Below are 16,754 nucleotides of genomic sequence, written 5' to 3' on the forward strand. Positions count from 1 at the left end.
TCCGCCAAGGTTTGGTCTGCAATGTTGCTTTCAACCACAGGCGTGTCGTTCACCGCATTCACGGTGACGTTGACCGTCGCTTGGTCAGTCAGCGAACCATCGGTGATGGTGTAAGTGATTTCGGCATCACCATGGAAGTTCTCGGCCGGTGTGAACACCAGTTTGCCATCAACAATCTCAACTGTCCCTTGGTCACTCGGCACAGACGCCGAGTCAATACGTAATGTATCACCATCGATGTCAGTATCGTTTGGCAGGACATCAATCGTCACTGGCGTGTCTTCGTCAGTAATGGCCGTGTCATCGTTTGCCACTGGCGCATCGTTGACTGGTGTGACATCGACGTTCACCGTGGTGGACTCTGATACCCCACCCGACGTAACGATGTAGGTGAAGCTGTCTGTACCGTGGTAGTTGTCATTCGGCGTGTAGGTCACGCTGCCATCCGGGTTGACCGAGACCGTGCCGTTAGCTGGTCCATTGTTGGTATCCAGCGACACCACTTTGTCGTCGCCTTCGAACGTGTCGTTACCTAAGACCTTGATGATGGTTGGCGTGTCTTCCACAACCGTCGCTTTATCTGCCACGATGTCCGCCACAGGCGCAACTGTGAAGTTCACCGTTTGGCTAACGCTTTCACCGCTTGGATCGGTAGCAGTAAAGGTCAATGCTTCTGAGCCGTTCCAGTCCGCGGTTGGAGTGAACGTAGCAATGCCATTTTCTATTGAGACATTGACATTACTGTTGCCTGAGACGCTAAACGTTAACTCACCATCCACGTTATCCACATCGCTGAAAGCAGTATTTAGATCGATGCTGTATGGCGTGAAATCTTCCGCCAAGGTTTGGTCTGCAATGTTGCTTTCAACCACAGGCGTGTCGTTCACCGCATTCACGGTGACGTTGACCGTCGCTTGGTCAGTCAGCGAACCATCGGTGACGGTATAAGTGATTTCGGCATCACCATGGAAGTTCTCAGCCGGTGTGAACACCAGTTTGCCATCAACAATTTCAACTGTCCCTTGGTCACTCGGCACAGATGCCGAGTCAATACGTAATGCATCACCATCGATGTCAGTATCGTTTGGCAGAACATCAATCGTCACTGGTGTATCTTCGTCAGTAACGGCATTGTCATTGGTCGCCACTGGCGCATCATTCACTGGTGTGACATCGACGTTCACCGTGGTGGACTCCGATACCCCACCGGACATGACGATGTAGGTGAAGCTGTCTGTACCGTGGAAGTTGTCGTTTGGCGTGTAAGTGACGCTGCCATCCGGGTTGACCGAGACCGTGCCGTTGGCTGGACCGTTATTGGTATCCAGCGACACCACGTTGTCGTTGCCTTCGAACGTGTCGTTACCTAAGACCTTGATGATGGTCGGCGTGTCTTCCACAACCGTCGCTTTATCTGCCACGATGTCCGCCACAGGCGCTACTGTGAAGTTCACCGTTTGGCTGACGCTTTCACCGCTTGGATCGGTGGCAGTAAAGGTTAACGCTTCTGAGCCGTTCCAGTCTGCGGTTGGAGTGAACGTAGCAATACCGTTGACGATCGCCACTTGAATGTTGCTATTACCAGAGACGCTAAACGTTAACTCGCCATCCACATTATCCACATCACTGAAAGCGGTGTTTAGATCGATGCTGTATGGCGTAAAGTCTTCTGCCAAGGTTTGGTCTGCGAGGTTGCTTTCAACCACAGGTGTGTCGTTCACCGCATTCACCGTGACGTTAACCGTCGCTTGGTCGGTCAGTGCACCATCGGTCACGGTGTAAGTAATTTCAGCATCGCCATGGAAGTTCTCAGCCGGTGTGAAGACCAGTTTGCCATCAACAATCTCGACTGTGCCTTGCGCTTCAGGTACGGACGCCGATTCAATCGACAGCGTATCGCCATCAATATCGGTGTCGTTTGGCAGGACATCAATCGTTACTGAGCTATCTTCCTCTGTAATTGTTGTATCATTAGAGGCAATAGGCGCATCGTTAACTGAGTTTACTGTTACCGAAACTTGAGCTTCATCCTCTAACTCACCATCTGAGATGGTGTAGCTAATCGTTGCATTACCGTTGAAATTTTCAGCCGGAGTGAAAACAAGCTTACCATCGATAATCTCAACGATACCTTGCTCTTCTGGTACAGAAGCAGAGGTAATGATTAAATCATCACCTTCAATATCACTGTCGTTAGCGAGCACATCAATTACAACCTGGGAATCCTCGTCAGTTTGAATCGCATCATTAGTTGCTATTGGCGCGTCATTAACAGGCGTAATATCTAAGTTAGCAGTGCCATTAATAACACCGCCATCGTTATCAATAATGTCATAGGAGAATGACACTTCAGTGTCATCGTCAGCCTCTGGAATGTAAGTCCAAGATCCATCGCTGTTATCAATTAAGGTGCCATTCCCACTCTCAATAGTGACGTTTGTAATGACAAGAGTATCGGCATCATCAATATTGACGTTCGATAGTAATTCTTCAGTAGTTATCGTGATTGGATCGCTATCTTCCTCAACAGCGCTTAATGTCACTGGAGAATTAGTAAGTGGCTTACTTGAGCCATCCCCACTTGTCTCGATACCTGTTGTGAAGAAATCATTTAAGGTCAACGCTTGAGTTTCAGATAAGCCGAGGGATTCTAAGCCAATAGTTTCAAAGTTTGTTGAGGCTAGCACTTCAGTACCATCTCGTACAATCGTGGCACTATTTTGCAAACTGGAGCCACTATTTTCACCCGCTGCAGGTGCGAGTTCTTCATCAATAGCAGAAGGGTCTTGACCTTGCTCAATAGCACTAATAATCTGTGCTACATCGTCTGAAATATCTTTTAAACCTTGCTCTTGAGCAAGCTGAATTTTCAGGTCTTGAGGCGCAGCATCTGTCATTGCCACTATCACTTCACCTGGTAGAGGCTGCTGTCCTTCTGCAAGGACTCTCAGCTGCCCATCCAAACCTATTACGACGACTTGATTACCGAGTGGCACTAATGCTGTACGATCCATATAAACCTTAACCCTAAATAACTGTCAAGTTTTTGACTAACAATACTAATTTGCTATATATTGCCCGAATATATAGTGCAATAACAGCAATTTGATGCTCAATAAAGTAATTATGTGTCATACATCAATAAGAATCCAGATGCATAAGTGTTTTATTTTATTAAAATCTGGACACACGTTCCTAGCTATTACCTTCATCTTTAATTTGAGATCTTAATTCAAGTTTCAGGCAGATTTAGTAGGTTGATTTATCAAAATTGAAACAAATGAACAGCGAATCAACAGGTTACTTCATCGCATATTAATGTTATTGTGCGCTAAATTATTGACGCCCTTATAAGTATTCCACTTATAAGCCCTATCACCTCGAGAATTTTTACCATTATCTAGGAGAATCACAGTGAAGTGGACTCGTGCCAACGCCTTTTGTATTGGTATGTTCACCGCTAGTCATGCTTTTGGGCAAACGCTAGAGCAAGCGGTTGAAAACACATTAAAAACCAATCCTGACATCAAAAGTGCGTTCAATGAATTCGTTAGCAAGCAGTATGTGAATGAAGCATCTGGTGGTGCTTACCTCCCATCCGTAGACTTAGATGCCGGTATCGGTTACGAAGGAATCAAACCCGCAGAGTCAGGGCGAGATTCAACCGATCTGACAAGAAAAGAAGCCACCGTGACACTAACCCAGCTAATATGGGATGGCTCAGCGACACTTAATGATATGGATCGAACAGCAGCTGATGCTGAATCGGTCCGTTATCAACTTCTAGCTGATGCCCAAGACACCGCTCTAGAGGTCGCGAAAGTTTATTTAGACTCAGTAAAAGCTTATGAAATTCTTACACTTTCCGAGAATAACTTGAAAGTGCATAAGAAGATCTATGAAGACATTAAAAAGCGAGTTAACTCAGGTATCGGTTCTACAGCAGACCTAACCCAGGTAGAGGCTCGTTTAGCAAAGGCTCACGGTAACTTGGTGGCAGCTCAGAACAACTTATATGACAGCCACACCACCTTTACACGCCTTGTCGGACAGTCACCACAAGGATTGATTTTCCCAAGAGCGGACCAAAACTTTATTCCCTACACCATCGATGAAGCGATTGACTTGGCATTCGAGTCACATCCAGTAATCAAAATTTCGGTAGCTGATGTGGACTCTGCAAAGTTCCAATACAAGCAATCTAAGGGAACTTACTACCCAACGATATCGGTAGAAGCGGCTCAAACATGGCGTGATGATGCAAGCGGTATCGAAGGAAGCAGCGAAGAGACAACAGCAATGTTACGTATGCGTTACAACCTCTTTAACGGTGGTAGTGACGTAGCCAACGCTGAAAGTTTTGCCTACCAACTAAATAAAGCAAAAGACCTAAGAGAACGTGCATACCGCCAAGTAGAAGAAGGTCTTCGTCTATCTTGGAGTGCGTTAGATTTAACACTTCAACAAAAAGAGTTCCTAGCGGATCACGTAGATTCGGCCTCTGAAACTGTCATCGCCTACGAAAAGCAGTATCGCATTGGAAAACGCACTCTGCTGGACTTGTTAAATACTGAAAACGAACTTTTCGAAGCGAGAAAGAACTACTTGGATGCTCGATACTCAGAGCAGTACGCCAAGTACCGCGTTATGAACGCGACAGGACAATTGTTAAATGCCTTGCGTGTCGATGTACCTACAGAATGGAATGAAAAGGTGGAGTACTGATCATGAAACCAGTGAAGATTCTATTTGCATTGGGTATGCTCGCCATCACTCAACACGTTGTTGCTGAAGACGAATATGAGTATCGTCCTGTACCAAATGCAGAACAAATAGCAGATTTGCAAGATGACGATAACGATGGTGTCATCAATGCTCGAGATATGTGCCCAGGTACACCTGAAGGCTCAGAGGTCGACAACGACGGTTGTGGAGAATACATTAAAGCATCAGATAACATGCAAGTGCGGATACTTTTTGCTAACGACTCTGATGAGATCAATCCAGTCTTCAGAAGACAAGTCCGAGAGCTTTCCGACTTTTTAAAAGAGTACCCTACTACTTCGATAGAGCTGCACGGCTATGCTAGTAAAGTTGGTGGTTCAAAGCATAACCAAGATCTTTCTGAAAGACGAGCACGCAATGTCCGTGAAGCCCTACTAAGCTACGACATCGAACCGAGTAGAGTCCGCATTGTTGGTTTTGGTGACACTCACTTAGCACAGCAAGGGACCGATGAAGTCAGCCATGCTTTAAATCGTCGAGTAACCGCATCAGTCGTTGGTTACAAAGGCGAGATAAAAAGAGAGTGGACAATATTCACAACTCTTCCAGAAAGGTAAAGCACCTGTTTTTGTTTGCTCTGCAAGCACAAAGCAAACAAAAACGAGTGAATACTTAACCTCAGAAAAGGAGCTTCGGCTCCTTTATTTTTACTCATTTCGACAACCGTATTATGCTTTAGGAATCGGCACTTTAGTGTTACTCTAGCCACGTCATAACAACGAGAGTTTTGAAATGAGCAAACTTACATCAGATATCCAAGCGAACCTTGACCTTTTTGTTGCAGAAACGAAAGAAAACCAATTGGTTTGGGGTTTACGCAATGAAGAAGGTTGGCTATCTTGCGATTCAACTGAATTCGAAAACAGCGAAGTCATGCCTTTCTGGTCTTCTAAAGAAGATGCAGAAGCACATAATGTTGAAGAATGGGCAGATTTTACTGTACTAGAAATCCCATTAGATATCTTTGTTGAAGATTGGCTTTTGACTCTTGCTGAAGATGGTGTTCTTGTTGGAACTAACTGGAACGATCAGTTAGAAGGCAAAGAAATGGAGCCTCAAGATCTAGCAAAGCTTTACATTGATTAAAGATTTCTGACCTCAACTTTATGTTGAGGTCTTTCTTTTTTATGCCTCTTCTTTCAATATCTCGACCAAGTGCATAGTTTTACTACTCTTTTTCTTAGTACACCCAACTCAATCACAACGCTGATGCGTTAAAAGCGCTATGATAACTCAACTTTAAAGGCACCTTAAATTAAAGGCTCGTTTAAACATGCGCGTGCTCTATCCCTTGCTTGCGTCACTTTTGCTCACTCCAGTATATGCAAGCGACACTCAAGATATTGAACCAAACCAAAATATCACACAGTGGCACTCTGTCTACCAAACCACACTACGAAGCAACCCTGAGTCGGCATTGAGCATGCTTCAAGATCGCTACCATACAGCGAAATCGGACAGCGAAAAGCTCTACGTAAGTGGATTGATTTATGAATATATGTCAAACATAAATCAGCCTTACTACGGCAGCAGTCAAGTCTTAGACAACCCTTTTTCTCAATTAGAATCAGAATATATTCTTGCCTTAAATGAACGTAAGCATGGTAGTTACGAGGCCTCAGTAGATAGCTTTTCTTCTTTGCGACAGACAATGAAGAAAATATCCGATTCCGAAGGCAAGGCTCTGATGAACTATCAACTTTGTTATACGCTGAATCAACAAGGTCGTTATCACAAAGCAAACTTTTATTGCTCATCCTTAGAGAGCCACTTAAATCATAAGCATCAAGAAAACTTCCCTGTTGATCTCGCTTTGCGCGTGGTAGCAAATAACTACAATTACCGCGGTGACTATGAAAAAGCCTTAAGTTTGTATCGACAGTTGATGGCCAACATGTCGACGCAAAGCGATCCTTCAGGGATTTACAATGACGTCGGCAATTTACTTGCAGAGCTGGGGCAATTTGAACAATCAGAGCAATATCTCATTCAAACCTTACTGGTTCGCCAAGATGAAGGGACACCTCTTGAAGTTGCGCAAGTCGAACATAGTCTAGGAGCGATGTACAGAAAATCCAAAGAACTCGATAAGTCCATCAGCCACTACAAAAATGCATTAACGATTCTCGAACAACTTCATTATCCATACGGGCAAGGGTTGACCTATTTAGGGTTATCTGCTGCTTTGGCCGATTCTGGGCAATTGGATACCGCGGTAGATTACATTGGAAGAGCATTAAACATTGCCCAAACTTATGAGAATACGCACCTTGAAACAGAGGGTCATTTGGCTGCTGGATTGGCATATTTAAAGAACCATACACCCGAAAAATCGATTGAACACAGTACAATAGCGTTAAGATTAGCGGTAAAAAACGCTAGGCCCTTATTGCAAGCGCAAGCCCAATTACTCCTCTCAAAAGCATACCAAGCTCAAAATGATTACAAAAAGGCACTGGAGCATCACAAGGCCTACTCGACGATTGAACTAACGAACCGAGACGCGAGTAATATCAAGGCGTTAGAGGCACTAGATCTCACTAAAAAAGAGTATGAATATGATCTACAAGTCGCGCAGTTGAACAACGAAACTCTTCTAAGTCAGTACCAGTTTGAAAAACTCACAGACCAACAACGCACTTATAATTTTGTTGTTTTCTGTTTATTGATTCTCCTCGCTCTGGCATTGATGGTTCAGCGACAAACACGCTTAAAAGCCAAAATAGACAGCTTAACGTGTGCATTAAACAGAGCGGCAATTATAGAGACGATTAAAAGCCAAACCTCCAAAGCGGAAGGAGACTTCCGCTACGTTCTAGCATTAATCGATCTAGATGACTTTAAGGCGATTAATGATCAGTATGGTCATCCGACTGGCGACTTAGTACTACAACAGGTATGCAAAGCGCTTAAAGCTAAACTTAATAAGGGAGATTACTTGGGTCGTTTAGGTGGAGAAGAGTTTATCTTGCTATTGAAAAACGTCGATGAGATTGACGTTCCCTTTAGAATACAAAGTCTGCATAAAACAATTTCAGAAAAGAGTGTACATTCGCTTAATAACCATCAATTGAATATATCTGCGAGTCTGGCCTATCTATCAACCTCAATGCCACTCACCAACTTTGATGAGCTCTATTCGATATTAGACCAAGCGTTATACAATGCTAAGAAGCAAGGAAAAAACTCCCTTGTGGACGCATACAACGAGCCGATCAGTTTAAGTGCTGAGTATATTCTCTAATAAAACCAAACCACCAGCGTAGTGGTTTGTTATAGGTGGAAGCATCAGTAAGCCATTCAGATGCAACACCATCATCAAGGAGTCTTTGTGCCCAAGGCAAGAAAAAACATTCAGTCTCTAGAGCGAGGTTTTCTAATCCTCGAGTTGCTCTCGATGAGTGAGTCTCCCCTATCATTACAGACGATCAGTAATGCGATCCAGTTAAATAAGACGACTGTTCACGGGTTACTTGCGACTCTACACTCTCTTGGATATGTATCCAAACACAACCATAGCTACAGCCTAGGGTTTAGATGCTATGAACTGTCTAAGCCGATTGAACAAAAAAACGAAGCTATCCGACAACACTTTGTTCCATTGCTGAAAAAAATGGCCCAAATGACTAACAACACTGCTTACCTCGCTGTACAAAGTGGCGCTAAAGAGTACTTGTATATCGATGCTATAGAGCAGGATAACCCTCTTACTATCCGTAGCCCGAGAGGGAAACGAGAAGGACTCACAACATCTGCGATCGGCAAGGTTTTTCTTAGTTTTGATGATGAGCTTCGCCGAACATTGCGCCTTGAAAGCCAAATATCCCCCACGTTAGAAACTGAACTTAATCAGGTTGTATTATCAGGTTACGCACTCGATTTAGAAGAGGCAGAGCCAAACCTCAATTGCTTAGCGATCCCCCTTTACTTGGATGGTAAGGTCGTTGCTGTTGCAGGTGTTAGCGGTGCTGCCTCCGAACTGACGGTCACTAGGCTAAAACACTTTGCCAGCATCTTTCTCAAACTTTAAGATTTGACAATGTCGAATCCTAGGCCATTTTTGTACTGTTTTGATTACATGCTTATACGTCGCCTCTAATATAGTCGTTGTTCAACTCAACAACGTAGGAGAAGCGATGTCTACTGTATTAATCACTGGCGCTAACCGTGGCTTAGGCTTGCAATTTGTCCGCCACTACCTTGGAAAAGGTTGGCAAGTTATCGCAACTTGTCGTTCACCAGAAAATGCTAAGCAGCTCAATGAACTAGTAACCCAACCCAATCAACTTCAACTGATGGCTCTAGACGTCACTAACCAACAAGATATCGATCAGTTAGCCACTCAATTAGCGGATCGTCCGCTCGATCATTTAATTCTTAATGCAGGTGTATTAGGCGAAGAGTGTGCAAAGCTTGGCGAAATGACCCAGAAAAAATGGCTAGAAGTACTAAACATAAATACCGTCGCACCTGCCCTGCTAATTCAAGCCCTACAAGACAACGTTGCGAAAAGTCAGCACAAAACCATCGTGGGAATCTCAACCCGAGTTGCGAGTTTAAGCGATAACAGTTCAGGTAACATGTACAGTTATCGAGCATCTAAAGCAGCGCTTAATCAGGTTCTAGTATCAGCAGCACGCAATCTCGAATCGCAAGGAGTAAAAACTGTCGCAGTTCATCCCGGCTGGGTAAAAACCGATATGGGCGGTGAGGACGCAACCTTTTCTGCCGAGGAAAGTGTTGCAGGCATTGTTTCGGTCGCAGAACAGCTAACACTTGAGCAATCCGGAAGCTTCCGCGTATTTGATGGCTCTACAATCGAATGGTAACTGTTCTCTAAATGACGTCTCCCGGCCAAATTGAAGGCCGGGAGAATACAGTAAACTAATAGGCCAAAAAGATAAAAGCTCGCACTATCGTCAGACAAGCGAGCCGTTATCGTCTATGGTGTTGTACTACCGTCAAACGCTGAGGAAGTCAGCGATTGCAGAGGTGTCATTTAGGCAATGATTTCCTGTGAAACTCACTCAATCATCCCACTCAGGCGCTAGCCCTTCAGGGTTTACTTCGCGGCCATTTCTTTCCAACGCATCTATCTTTGCAATCGCCTCTTCACTCAGATTAAGTTCAAGTGCTTTCAGGTTACTTGCTAAATTCTCTCGTTTAGTTGAAGACGGGATCACCGCGTAACCTTTTGACAAAGCCCAAGCAAGCGCGACTTGAGCTGGCGTGGCCTGATAGTCCTCAGCAATACCTGCAATAGTTGGGTCCCCAAGTACTTTCCCATATGCCAAGGTCATGTAAGACGTTACCTGAATATCGTTTTCCTGCATGAAGCTGACCAACTTACGATTTTGCAAATAAGGGCTAAGCTCGATTTGGTTAGTAACAATATTCTCTTTACCGACCACTTCTATCGCTTGTTGCAACAAGTCAATATTAAAGTTGGATACGCCAATATTACGGGTTAAGCCTTGCGATTTAGCTTCAAGTAATGAAGCCATGTATTCGTTCAAGTTATTGTTATTGCCAGGCCAGTGGATCAAGGTCAAATCCACATAATCTGTATTTAGCTTTTCTAAGCTCTCTTTTAGACTTGGAATGAGTTGTTCCGTGTTCATGTTATCAACCCAGATCTTGGTCGTAATGAATAGCTCATCACGTGCAATACCGGACTGTGTCAATACTTCACCGATTTCTGCCTCATTACCGTAAATCTGTGCAGTATCAATTACGCGGTAACCCACTTCTAACGCATTACGGACTGAATCCTTAACTACTTCACCCTCTAAACGAAACGTGCCGACGCCAAATGATGGTACTTTCATCTAAATCTCCTGAATTATCGATTTTATAGTTGATTCGAAGCAAAACTTTACGCCGCAAGAAACTTTCCGTAAAGTTAACAATACTCAAATCTAATTTGAAATATATTCAACAATGAAAGCTACTCTAGATGAAATGCGCACCTTTATGGCCGTGGTCGATACGGGTTCAATCAGCTCTGCGGCTGAACTGTTATCGATGACCGTCTCGGCGGTGAGTCGATCGGTATCTCGGCTAGAAGCCAAACTCGAAACGACCTTGTTAAATCGCACAACCCGTAAGTTAGATGTTACTAATGAAGGAACGATATACCTCGATAAAGTCAGACATATTGTAGAAGCAGTAGAGAATGCCGAAGCACAACTGAAAAGCCAGAAATATAAGCCTTCTGGCCTCCTACGAATAAACGCAGCTACCCCCTTCTTACTGCACGTACTAACGCCGCACATTGCTAAATATCAGAGCTTGTATCCAGAAGTCGAAATCGATCTCAATTCCAATGAGGAAAATATTAGCCTTTTGGGAACAAAAACCGATGTTGCTTTTCGTATCGGTGAGCTACAAAACTCAACCATGCGCGCGATATTTCTTGGTAAAAGTCGGATTCGAATCGTCGCGAGTCCAGAGTATTTAAGACAACATGGTACTCCAACCTCAATAGATCAGTTACTCAATCACAAGCTACTTGGATTCAACAAGCCGGAGTATCTTAAGGAATGGCCGATCATGGATGATAAGAACAAACTTCTGCGTATTATGAGTAGCCTAAGATCTGATAATGGCGAGACGCTAAGATGTTTAGCCTTACATGGTGCGGGGATAGCTTGCCTGTCTGACTTTATGACCTACTCTGACCGACAAGCTGGTCGCTTAGTGGGCGTGCTTAGTGAACACACGCATAAAGTCGAACAGCCAGTTCATGCGGTGTATTACAAAAATGCCAGTACCTCACGCCGGATCAGCTCTTTTATTGACTTCATCAAGCAAGAAATCAAGGTAGAGAACCACCAGTTCCTTTAAAGACCACCGCTGTTTGTGGCAAAACACTTTTGTCTTTTTGCCGCTTTTTCTCACAACAAAAATCTCATAGTGTCCTGAATATCAGGGAGGCACCTTGCCTCCTAGTACTCAAAGTAATAGTCAGGCTTCATAATGCATAAAGATTTAAGTAACAGATTCACCATCGGTGTTGAGCTCCCCCTAGATAATGACTGGACCCAAGAAGGCCAGACAAAACGCCTGCTCCAACGAAAACCATTCGGCGTACCAGACATGAGTGCACATAAACAGCGTATTATGTTAGCCGATAAGTTAGGCTTTAACGTAGCGTGGGTGAGAGATGTCCCGTTGTACGACCCTAACTTTGGAGACGCGGCACAAATTTATGAACCGTTCAGTTATCTTGGCTATCTCTCTGCGTGCACCGACAACATTCTACTAGGGACAGCAGCGATAGTATTACCGTTAAGACAACCTTGGCTAGTGAAAAAAGCCGCTGCGACCATCAACGAGTTAAGTGGTGACCGCCTGATACTCGGTGTGGCTAGTGGAGACCGCCCTAGTGAATATCCCGTTTTTAATGCCAACTTTGACAGCCGTGGCTCAGCTTTTCGAGAAAGTGTAGAGATTTTGAAAGATACGCAAAATGATAAACTGGGTAACGATCTACAGTTATTACCCGAGTTTGCTGATATTCCTATCTATGTCGCAGGGTTAGCGCAGCAAAGTCCACAATGGATAGGAGAAAACCTAGACGGCTGGCTCGCCTACCCAGGCACACCTGATGATCATGAACACCGCGTTGCACTTTGGCGCTCCGTAGCGGGAAACAAACCCTACGCCAGCTTTATTCATCTTGATTTAGTCGATAACCCAAATGCACCAGTCGTTCGGCATCATTTTGGTATCCGGGCCGGAGTCAATGGCTTGAGCGATGAGCTAGAAAAAATGCAAGAAGCAGGAGTCAATCACATCGGGTTGCATTTCCGTCGTAATAGCCAACCAATTGATAAATCAATGGAACAGATCGCTCAGTACGTGTTGCCACGCTTTAACTAAGATCAAATAAAAATATGTGCCACCTTACTAAGGGGTGGCACGCTAGGCTTGGCAGTTGGAAAAACAAAAGCTGCAATAACGACAAAATTCTTTTGTTAAAACAACAATAATAGTGTTATTTTAAAGTAAGTCTTGGTTGAATAAAGTCGATGAACGCGGAAATACGCTTAGAGACTGAAGAAGATTTGTAGAACACAGCATTGACCTGTTCTCGTCCAGTATTTGTGATTTTTTCCGATTCAAACAATGCCACTAACCGTCCAGAATCAAGATCATCTTTCACCATAAAGCCAGATAAACATGCAATGCCGTTCCCTGCCAGCACTAACTGTCTAACCGTTTCACCACTGCTGGATAGGATATCAGGCTCTATCATCTCAAACCCTCGTAATGGCCACTGATTTAACACTTTAGCGCCAGAAAAACCGATCAAGTTATGACTGCGCAAATCGCCCACCGCTTCAGGGAAACCTCGTTTAGATAAATAACCAGGCGTGGCAACGATAAATAGTGGGCTTGTTCCTAAAGGTTTAGCATGCAGTGTTGAATCCGATAATCGTCCAATACGTATCGCCACATCGGTTCTTTTTTCCAATAGATCCACAAAACCCTCATTAGAGGTAAGATCGAGTTGAATATCAGGATAAGCCTCTTTAAATGGCTGAATTAACGGCACGAGTTGATGTAAAACAAATGGGCTAGCGGCATCAACTCTTAAGCGCCCCTTGGGTAATTCACCTCGTGTGATGATCTCTTCTTCAGCTTGCTGTATTTGTAGTAAACCTAAGCGAACCGCTTCAACAAACTGATGCCCTTCCTCAGTAACTTCCACTCTGCGTGTCGTGCGATTCAGCAAGGTTACCCCCAACTGTGATTCAACTTTACTAACCGCACGAGATACCCTAGCGACTTGAATACCTAGTGCATCAGCAGCGGAAGAAAATCCACCACTATCCACAACTGCCATGAGAATCTCTAATTCATCTGATCGGGTTAACATTTCATCCCCTTTCTTAACTGCGCATTTTAATCATTTATAACAAAAGTATTTTGTAATAAACACCATTTTTCGCAACGAATAACTCTTTAATAATACACGACATGGAGACGGGCTATTCGTTTATCCATTCATATTCAATGATTTTAAGAGAGAGTTGTTATGCCTTTAGCTTTACTTGCATTGACGCTTAGCGCCTTTGCTATTGGAACCACGGAGTTTGTAATTGTCGGTCTGATACCGACTATGGCCTCCGACCTCAACGTATCATTACCTTCAGCGGGTCTTTTAGTTAGCCTGTACGCACTTGGTGTCGCGGTTGGTGCTCCCGCTTTAACAGCGCTGACTGGTAACTGGAAAAGAAAGTACGTTCTGCTTTCTGTTATGGCACTGTTTGTTCTTGGCAATCTGTTAGCCTGGCAAGCACCTGGATACAACACACTAGTTACAGCAAGGATACTGACCGGGCTTGCACACGGTGTGTTCTTTTCGATCGGCTCGACTATCGCCACTGGCCTAGTGTCAAAAGAAAAAGCCGCTAGCGCAATTGCTATTATGTTTACCGGTCTCACCGTAGCTCTAGTGACAGGCGTGCCACTTGGCACCTGGATTGGCCAGACATTTGGTTGGCAGGCAACCTTCCTAATCGTCGCGATCCTTGGAATCATCGCACTGATAGGAAGCGCTCTGCTAGTGCCGAGTAATCTGAAACAACCACCAGCAACCAAGCTGTCATCGCAAGTAAAAGTCTTGACTCAACCTCGTCTACTTTTGGTGTACGCAATCACCGCGCTCGGTTACGGTGGTACGTTCACAGCCTTCACTTACTTGGCTCCTATTTTGGAAGAAGTTTCGGGGTTTGGCTCTAGCGCTATCAGCCTAATTATGTTGGTTTATGGTGTATCAGTCGCATTCGGCAACATCTGGGGCGGAAAGATGGCCGACTCTATGGGGCCAATCAAAGCTCTGACAGCGATTTTCTCGGGCCTAATTGTGGTATTGCTCGTGTTTAGTGTCACAGCATTTAATCCAATTTCTGCAGTAGTGACCATTCTTGTCTGGGGTGCCTTTGCCTTTGGTAACGTTCCAGGACTTCAAGTTTATGTTGTCAAACTAGCAGAGAAATATTCACCTAATGCAGTCGACGTCGCTTCTGGTCTCAACATTGCTGCGTTTAACGTAGGTATTGCACTGGGTTCTTGGGGCGGTGGCCTTATCGTGGCCAATGCTGGGCTGATGCACACACCTTGGATTGGCGCGATCGTAGTATTAGGTGCTCTACTACTAACCCGTTTCAGCGGAATGCTAGACAAGCGTGGAGAGCAGCACGCAACGGCACACTGATTCACGTTCCAAATCGATAAAAATCACTTAAATTAGCCCGGCATTACGTCGGGCTTTCAATACAGAGTTCAAATACACCATTGACTGAGGTAGAAAGTTTATTCTACCCTTAGGTAAAACAAACGTTCTACCTGGTGTATCAAATAGTGAAAGAAAAAATCGCAGCAAGCCTAGAAAAAGCATTCAGTCAGTATGGCTTCGCCGAGCCTAGCGTACCCCAACTCAAAAACGCCTGCGAAGTCAGCCTGAGAACCCTGTACAAATACTACCCCTCCAAGGAAGCGATGATTGTTGCAGCTCTCGAGCATCGCCATCAAAGGTATTTGAGTTTTTTGCTCGAAGACGCCCCTGCCAATGGAACACCGGCTGTATTACACCTATTCACTCGCCTCGAGGATTGGATGAAGGAGTTTGCACCGAATGGCTGCATGTCCATCAATGCATTAGCAGCCTATCCAGAAAATCTATCAATTAATCAAGCAGTAAAACAACACAAATTGGCGGTCCGTCAGCTTATGGGCCAACTAAGTCAGCGAGAAGACCTCGCAACCACACTCTTCTTGTTACATGAAGGTCTATCCAACGCATGGCCGGTTCTCGGTCACGCTGCCTTTGCATCCGCTGAACGCACTCTGCTAGAACTAATGAAGGAGAACAATCAATGACCACAATCCCGAAAGTCATGAAAGGCGTCCAACTTATCGGTCATGGTGGGCCAGATATGCTTCGTTACCGCGATGATCTACCTGTGCCAGTCCCCTCGCCTGATGATGTATTGATCCAAGTTGCCGCTGCCGGAGTCAATAACACCGACATCAATACCCGAACAGCATGGTATTCTAAAAATGACGCCAATAGCATGGATGCAAGTTGGTCAGGAGACGCGCTATCTCTCCCTCGAATCCAAGGTGCCGATGTATGCGGTACCATCGTCGCTGTTGGTGAGAATATCTGCCCATCACGAATCGGTCAGCGTGTGCTTATCGAACCATGTATTACGCGCTTCCACAGTCAAGCACTTAGCTCGCCTTGGTACTTCGGTTCAGAATGTGATGGTGGCTTTGCTCAGTTCACTGTTGTTGACAGTAAACATGCATATGCTGTGAATAGTAGTTTATCGGATATCGATTTGGCCTCCTTCCCTTGTTCTTATTCAACTGCCGAGAACATGCTTGTCCGCTCTAATGTCACAGCGAGCGATACCGTACTGATTTCAGGGGCATCCGGCGGTGTTGGCTCTGCCGCAATCCAACTGGCGAAGGCGCGTGGAGCATACGTCATTGCTATCGCCAGCCCAGAAAAGAAAGAACAGATCACGGCATTAGGAGCAAACCAAGTTATCCCTCGCGATGCAAATTTGCCGGCGACTCTCGGAGAAAACAGCGTTGACGTAGTGATTGATCTGGTCGCAGGAGAGCAGTGGCCACAATTTCTTCAGGTACTAAAACCAGGATCAAGATACGCTGTTTCCGGCGCCATAGGCGGTCCAATTGTCGAGCTGGATGTAAGAACTCTTTACCTTAAAGACCTAGCGTTATTTGGTTGTACCGTTTTGGCACCAGAAGTATTCGGTAACTTGGTTCGCTATATCGAACAGAACGCAATTCGCCCCTTAGTCGCGGAGTCATTTCCCTTAAACCAGATAGGTCAAGCGCAAGAAGTATTTTCACGCAAGCAACATACTGGGAAACTGGTTTTGGAAATCACATAGCTTTTCGATTAACAGCGGCCTATACAAGTCGTT

Annotated in this window: 14 protein-coding genes; 11 read left to right on the forward strand and 3 right to left on the reverse strand. The window is 44.8% G+C overall.

Annotation, left to right across the window (positions count from 1 at the left end; translation table 11 throughout):
- Positions 1 to 3,014: tandem-95 repeat protein (locus tag R7H07_RS15220; RefSeq protein WP_242539611.1), on the reverse strand; the 3,014-nt coding region annotated here is incomplete at its 3' end.
- A gap of 400 nt (positions 3,015 to 3,414) precedes the next feature.
- Here R7H07_RS15220 and R7H07_RS15225 point away from each other — a divergent pair.
- The 6 genes from R7H07_RS15225 to R7H07_RS15250 all read left to right on the forward strand — a co-directional run bounded on the left by R7H07_RS15225 (position 3,415) and on the right by R7H07_RS15250 (position 9,614).
- Positions 3,415 to 4,725 (forward strand): TolC family outer membrane protein, encoded by a 1,311-nt coding sequence (locus R7H07_RS15225; protein ID WP_017635971.1) that lies wholly within the window; start codon positions 3,415 to 3,417, stop codon positions 4,723 to 4,725.
- Between the two features lie 2 nt (positions 4,726 to 4,727).
- Positions 4,728 to 5,342 carry an OmpA family protein gene (locus R7H07_RS15230; RefSeq protein WP_005377354.1) on the forward strand — a complete coding sequence of 205 codons (615 nt, stop codon included), beginning with the start codon at positions 4,728 to 4,730 and terminating at the stop codon, positions 5,340 to 5,342.
- 175 nt (positions 5,343 to 5,517) lie between these two features.
- Positions 5,518 to 5,871 carry a DUF2750 domain-containing protein gene (locus tag R7H07_RS15235; protein ID WP_005377352.1) on the forward strand — a complete coding sequence of 118 codons (354 nt, stop codon included), beginning with the start codon at positions 5,518 to 5,520 and terminating at the stop codon, positions 5,869 to 5,871.
- 187 nt (positions 5,872 to 6,058) lie between these two features.
- Positions 6,059 to 8,029: a diguanylate cyclase domain-containing protein gene (locus R7H07_RS15240; protein WP_206959839.1), complete on the forward strand. Its 1,971-nt coding sequence runs from the start codon at positions 6,059 to 6,061 to the stop codon at positions 8,027 to 8,029.
- Positions 8,030 to 8,116: 87 nt separating this feature from the next.
- The gene (locus tag R7H07_RS15245) at positions 8,117 to 8,815 is read left to right on the forward strand and encodes an IclR family transcriptional regulator (RefSeq protein WP_017635969.1); all 699 of its coding nucleotides are present in this window, start codon (positions 8,117 to 8,119) and stop codon (positions 8,813 to 8,815) included.
- A gap of 106 nt (positions 8,816 to 8,921) precedes the next feature.
- Entirely contained in the window at positions 8,922 to 9,614 is a 693-nt protein-coding gene (locus R7H07_RS15250) for an SDR family oxidoreductase (RefSeq protein ID WP_054577009.1), read from the forward strand.
- 198 nt (positions 9,615 to 9,812) lie between these two features.
- Here the strand turns inward: R7H07_RS15250 and dkgB are convergent, their stop codons facing one another.
- Positions 9,813 to 10,613 (reverse strand): 2,5-didehydrogluconate reductase DkgB, encoded by an 801-nt coding sequence (dkgB, locus tag R7H07_RS15255; RefSeq protein WP_053304418.1) that lies wholly within the window; start codon positions 10,611 to 10,613, stop codon positions 9,813 to 9,815.
- 112 nt (positions 10,614 to 10,725) lie between these two features.
- On the opposite strand from dkgB, the gene R7H07_RS15260 reads away from it, so the two are divergent.
- Complete coding sequence (locus tag R7H07_RS15260) at positions 10,726 to 11,631, forward strand: LysR family transcriptional regulator (protein WP_206959838.1); 906 nt, start codon at positions 10,726 to 10,728, stop codon at positions 11,629 to 11,631.
- Between the two features lie 132 nt (positions 11,632 to 11,763).
- Positions 11,764 to 12,669 (forward strand): TIGR03571 family LLM class oxidoreductase, encoded by a 906-nt coding sequence (locus tag R7H07_RS15265; RefSeq protein ID WP_017635965.1) that lies wholly within the window; start codon positions 11,764 to 11,766, stop codon positions 12,667 to 12,669.
- A gap of 115 nt (positions 12,670 to 12,784) precedes the next feature.
- On the opposite strand, the gene R7H07_RS15270 is transcribed toward R7H07_RS15265, so the two are convergent.
- Positions 12,785 to 13,669 (reverse strand): LysR family transcriptional regulator, encoded by an 885-nt coding sequence (locus R7H07_RS15270; protein ID WP_042523726.1) that lies wholly within the window; start codon positions 13,667 to 13,669, stop codon positions 12,785 to 12,787.
- Between the two features lie 159 nt (positions 13,670 to 13,828).
- Here R7H07_RS15270 and R7H07_RS15275 point away from each other — a divergent pair, with 159 nt between their 5' ends.
- From R7H07_RS15275 to R7H07_RS15285, 3 genes are all read left to right on the forward strand, one after another.
- Positions 13,829 to 15,010, forward strand: coding sequence for an MFS transporter (locus tag R7H07_RS15275; protein ID WP_206959837.1), 1,182 nt, complete (start codon positions 13,829 to 13,831; stop codon positions 15,008 to 15,010).
- Positions 15,011 to 15,153: 143 nt separating this feature from the next.
- Positions 15,154 to 15,675, forward strand: a complete 522-nt coding sequence (locus R7H07_RS15280) for a TetR/AcrR family transcriptional regulator (protein ID WP_053307056.1) — start codon at positions 15,154 to 15,156, stop codon at positions 15,673 to 15,675.
- Positions 15,672 to 16,721: an alcohol dehydrogenase family protein gene (locus tag R7H07_RS15285; RefSeq protein ID WP_054728594.1), complete on the forward strand. Its 1,050-nt coding sequence runs from the start codon at positions 15,672 to 15,674 to the stop codon at positions 16,719 to 16,721. The genes R7H07_RS15280 and R7H07_RS15285 overlap by 4 nt, the downstream gene beginning before the upstream one ends.
- Positions 16,722 to 16,754 lie beyond the last annotated feature (33 nt).

The sequence above is a fragment of the Vibrio sp. Vb1127 genome (assembly GCF_033338735.1).
Lineage (GTDB): Bacteria > Pseudomonadota > Gammaproteobacteria > Enterobacterales > Vibrionaceae > Vibrio > Vibrio alginolyticus.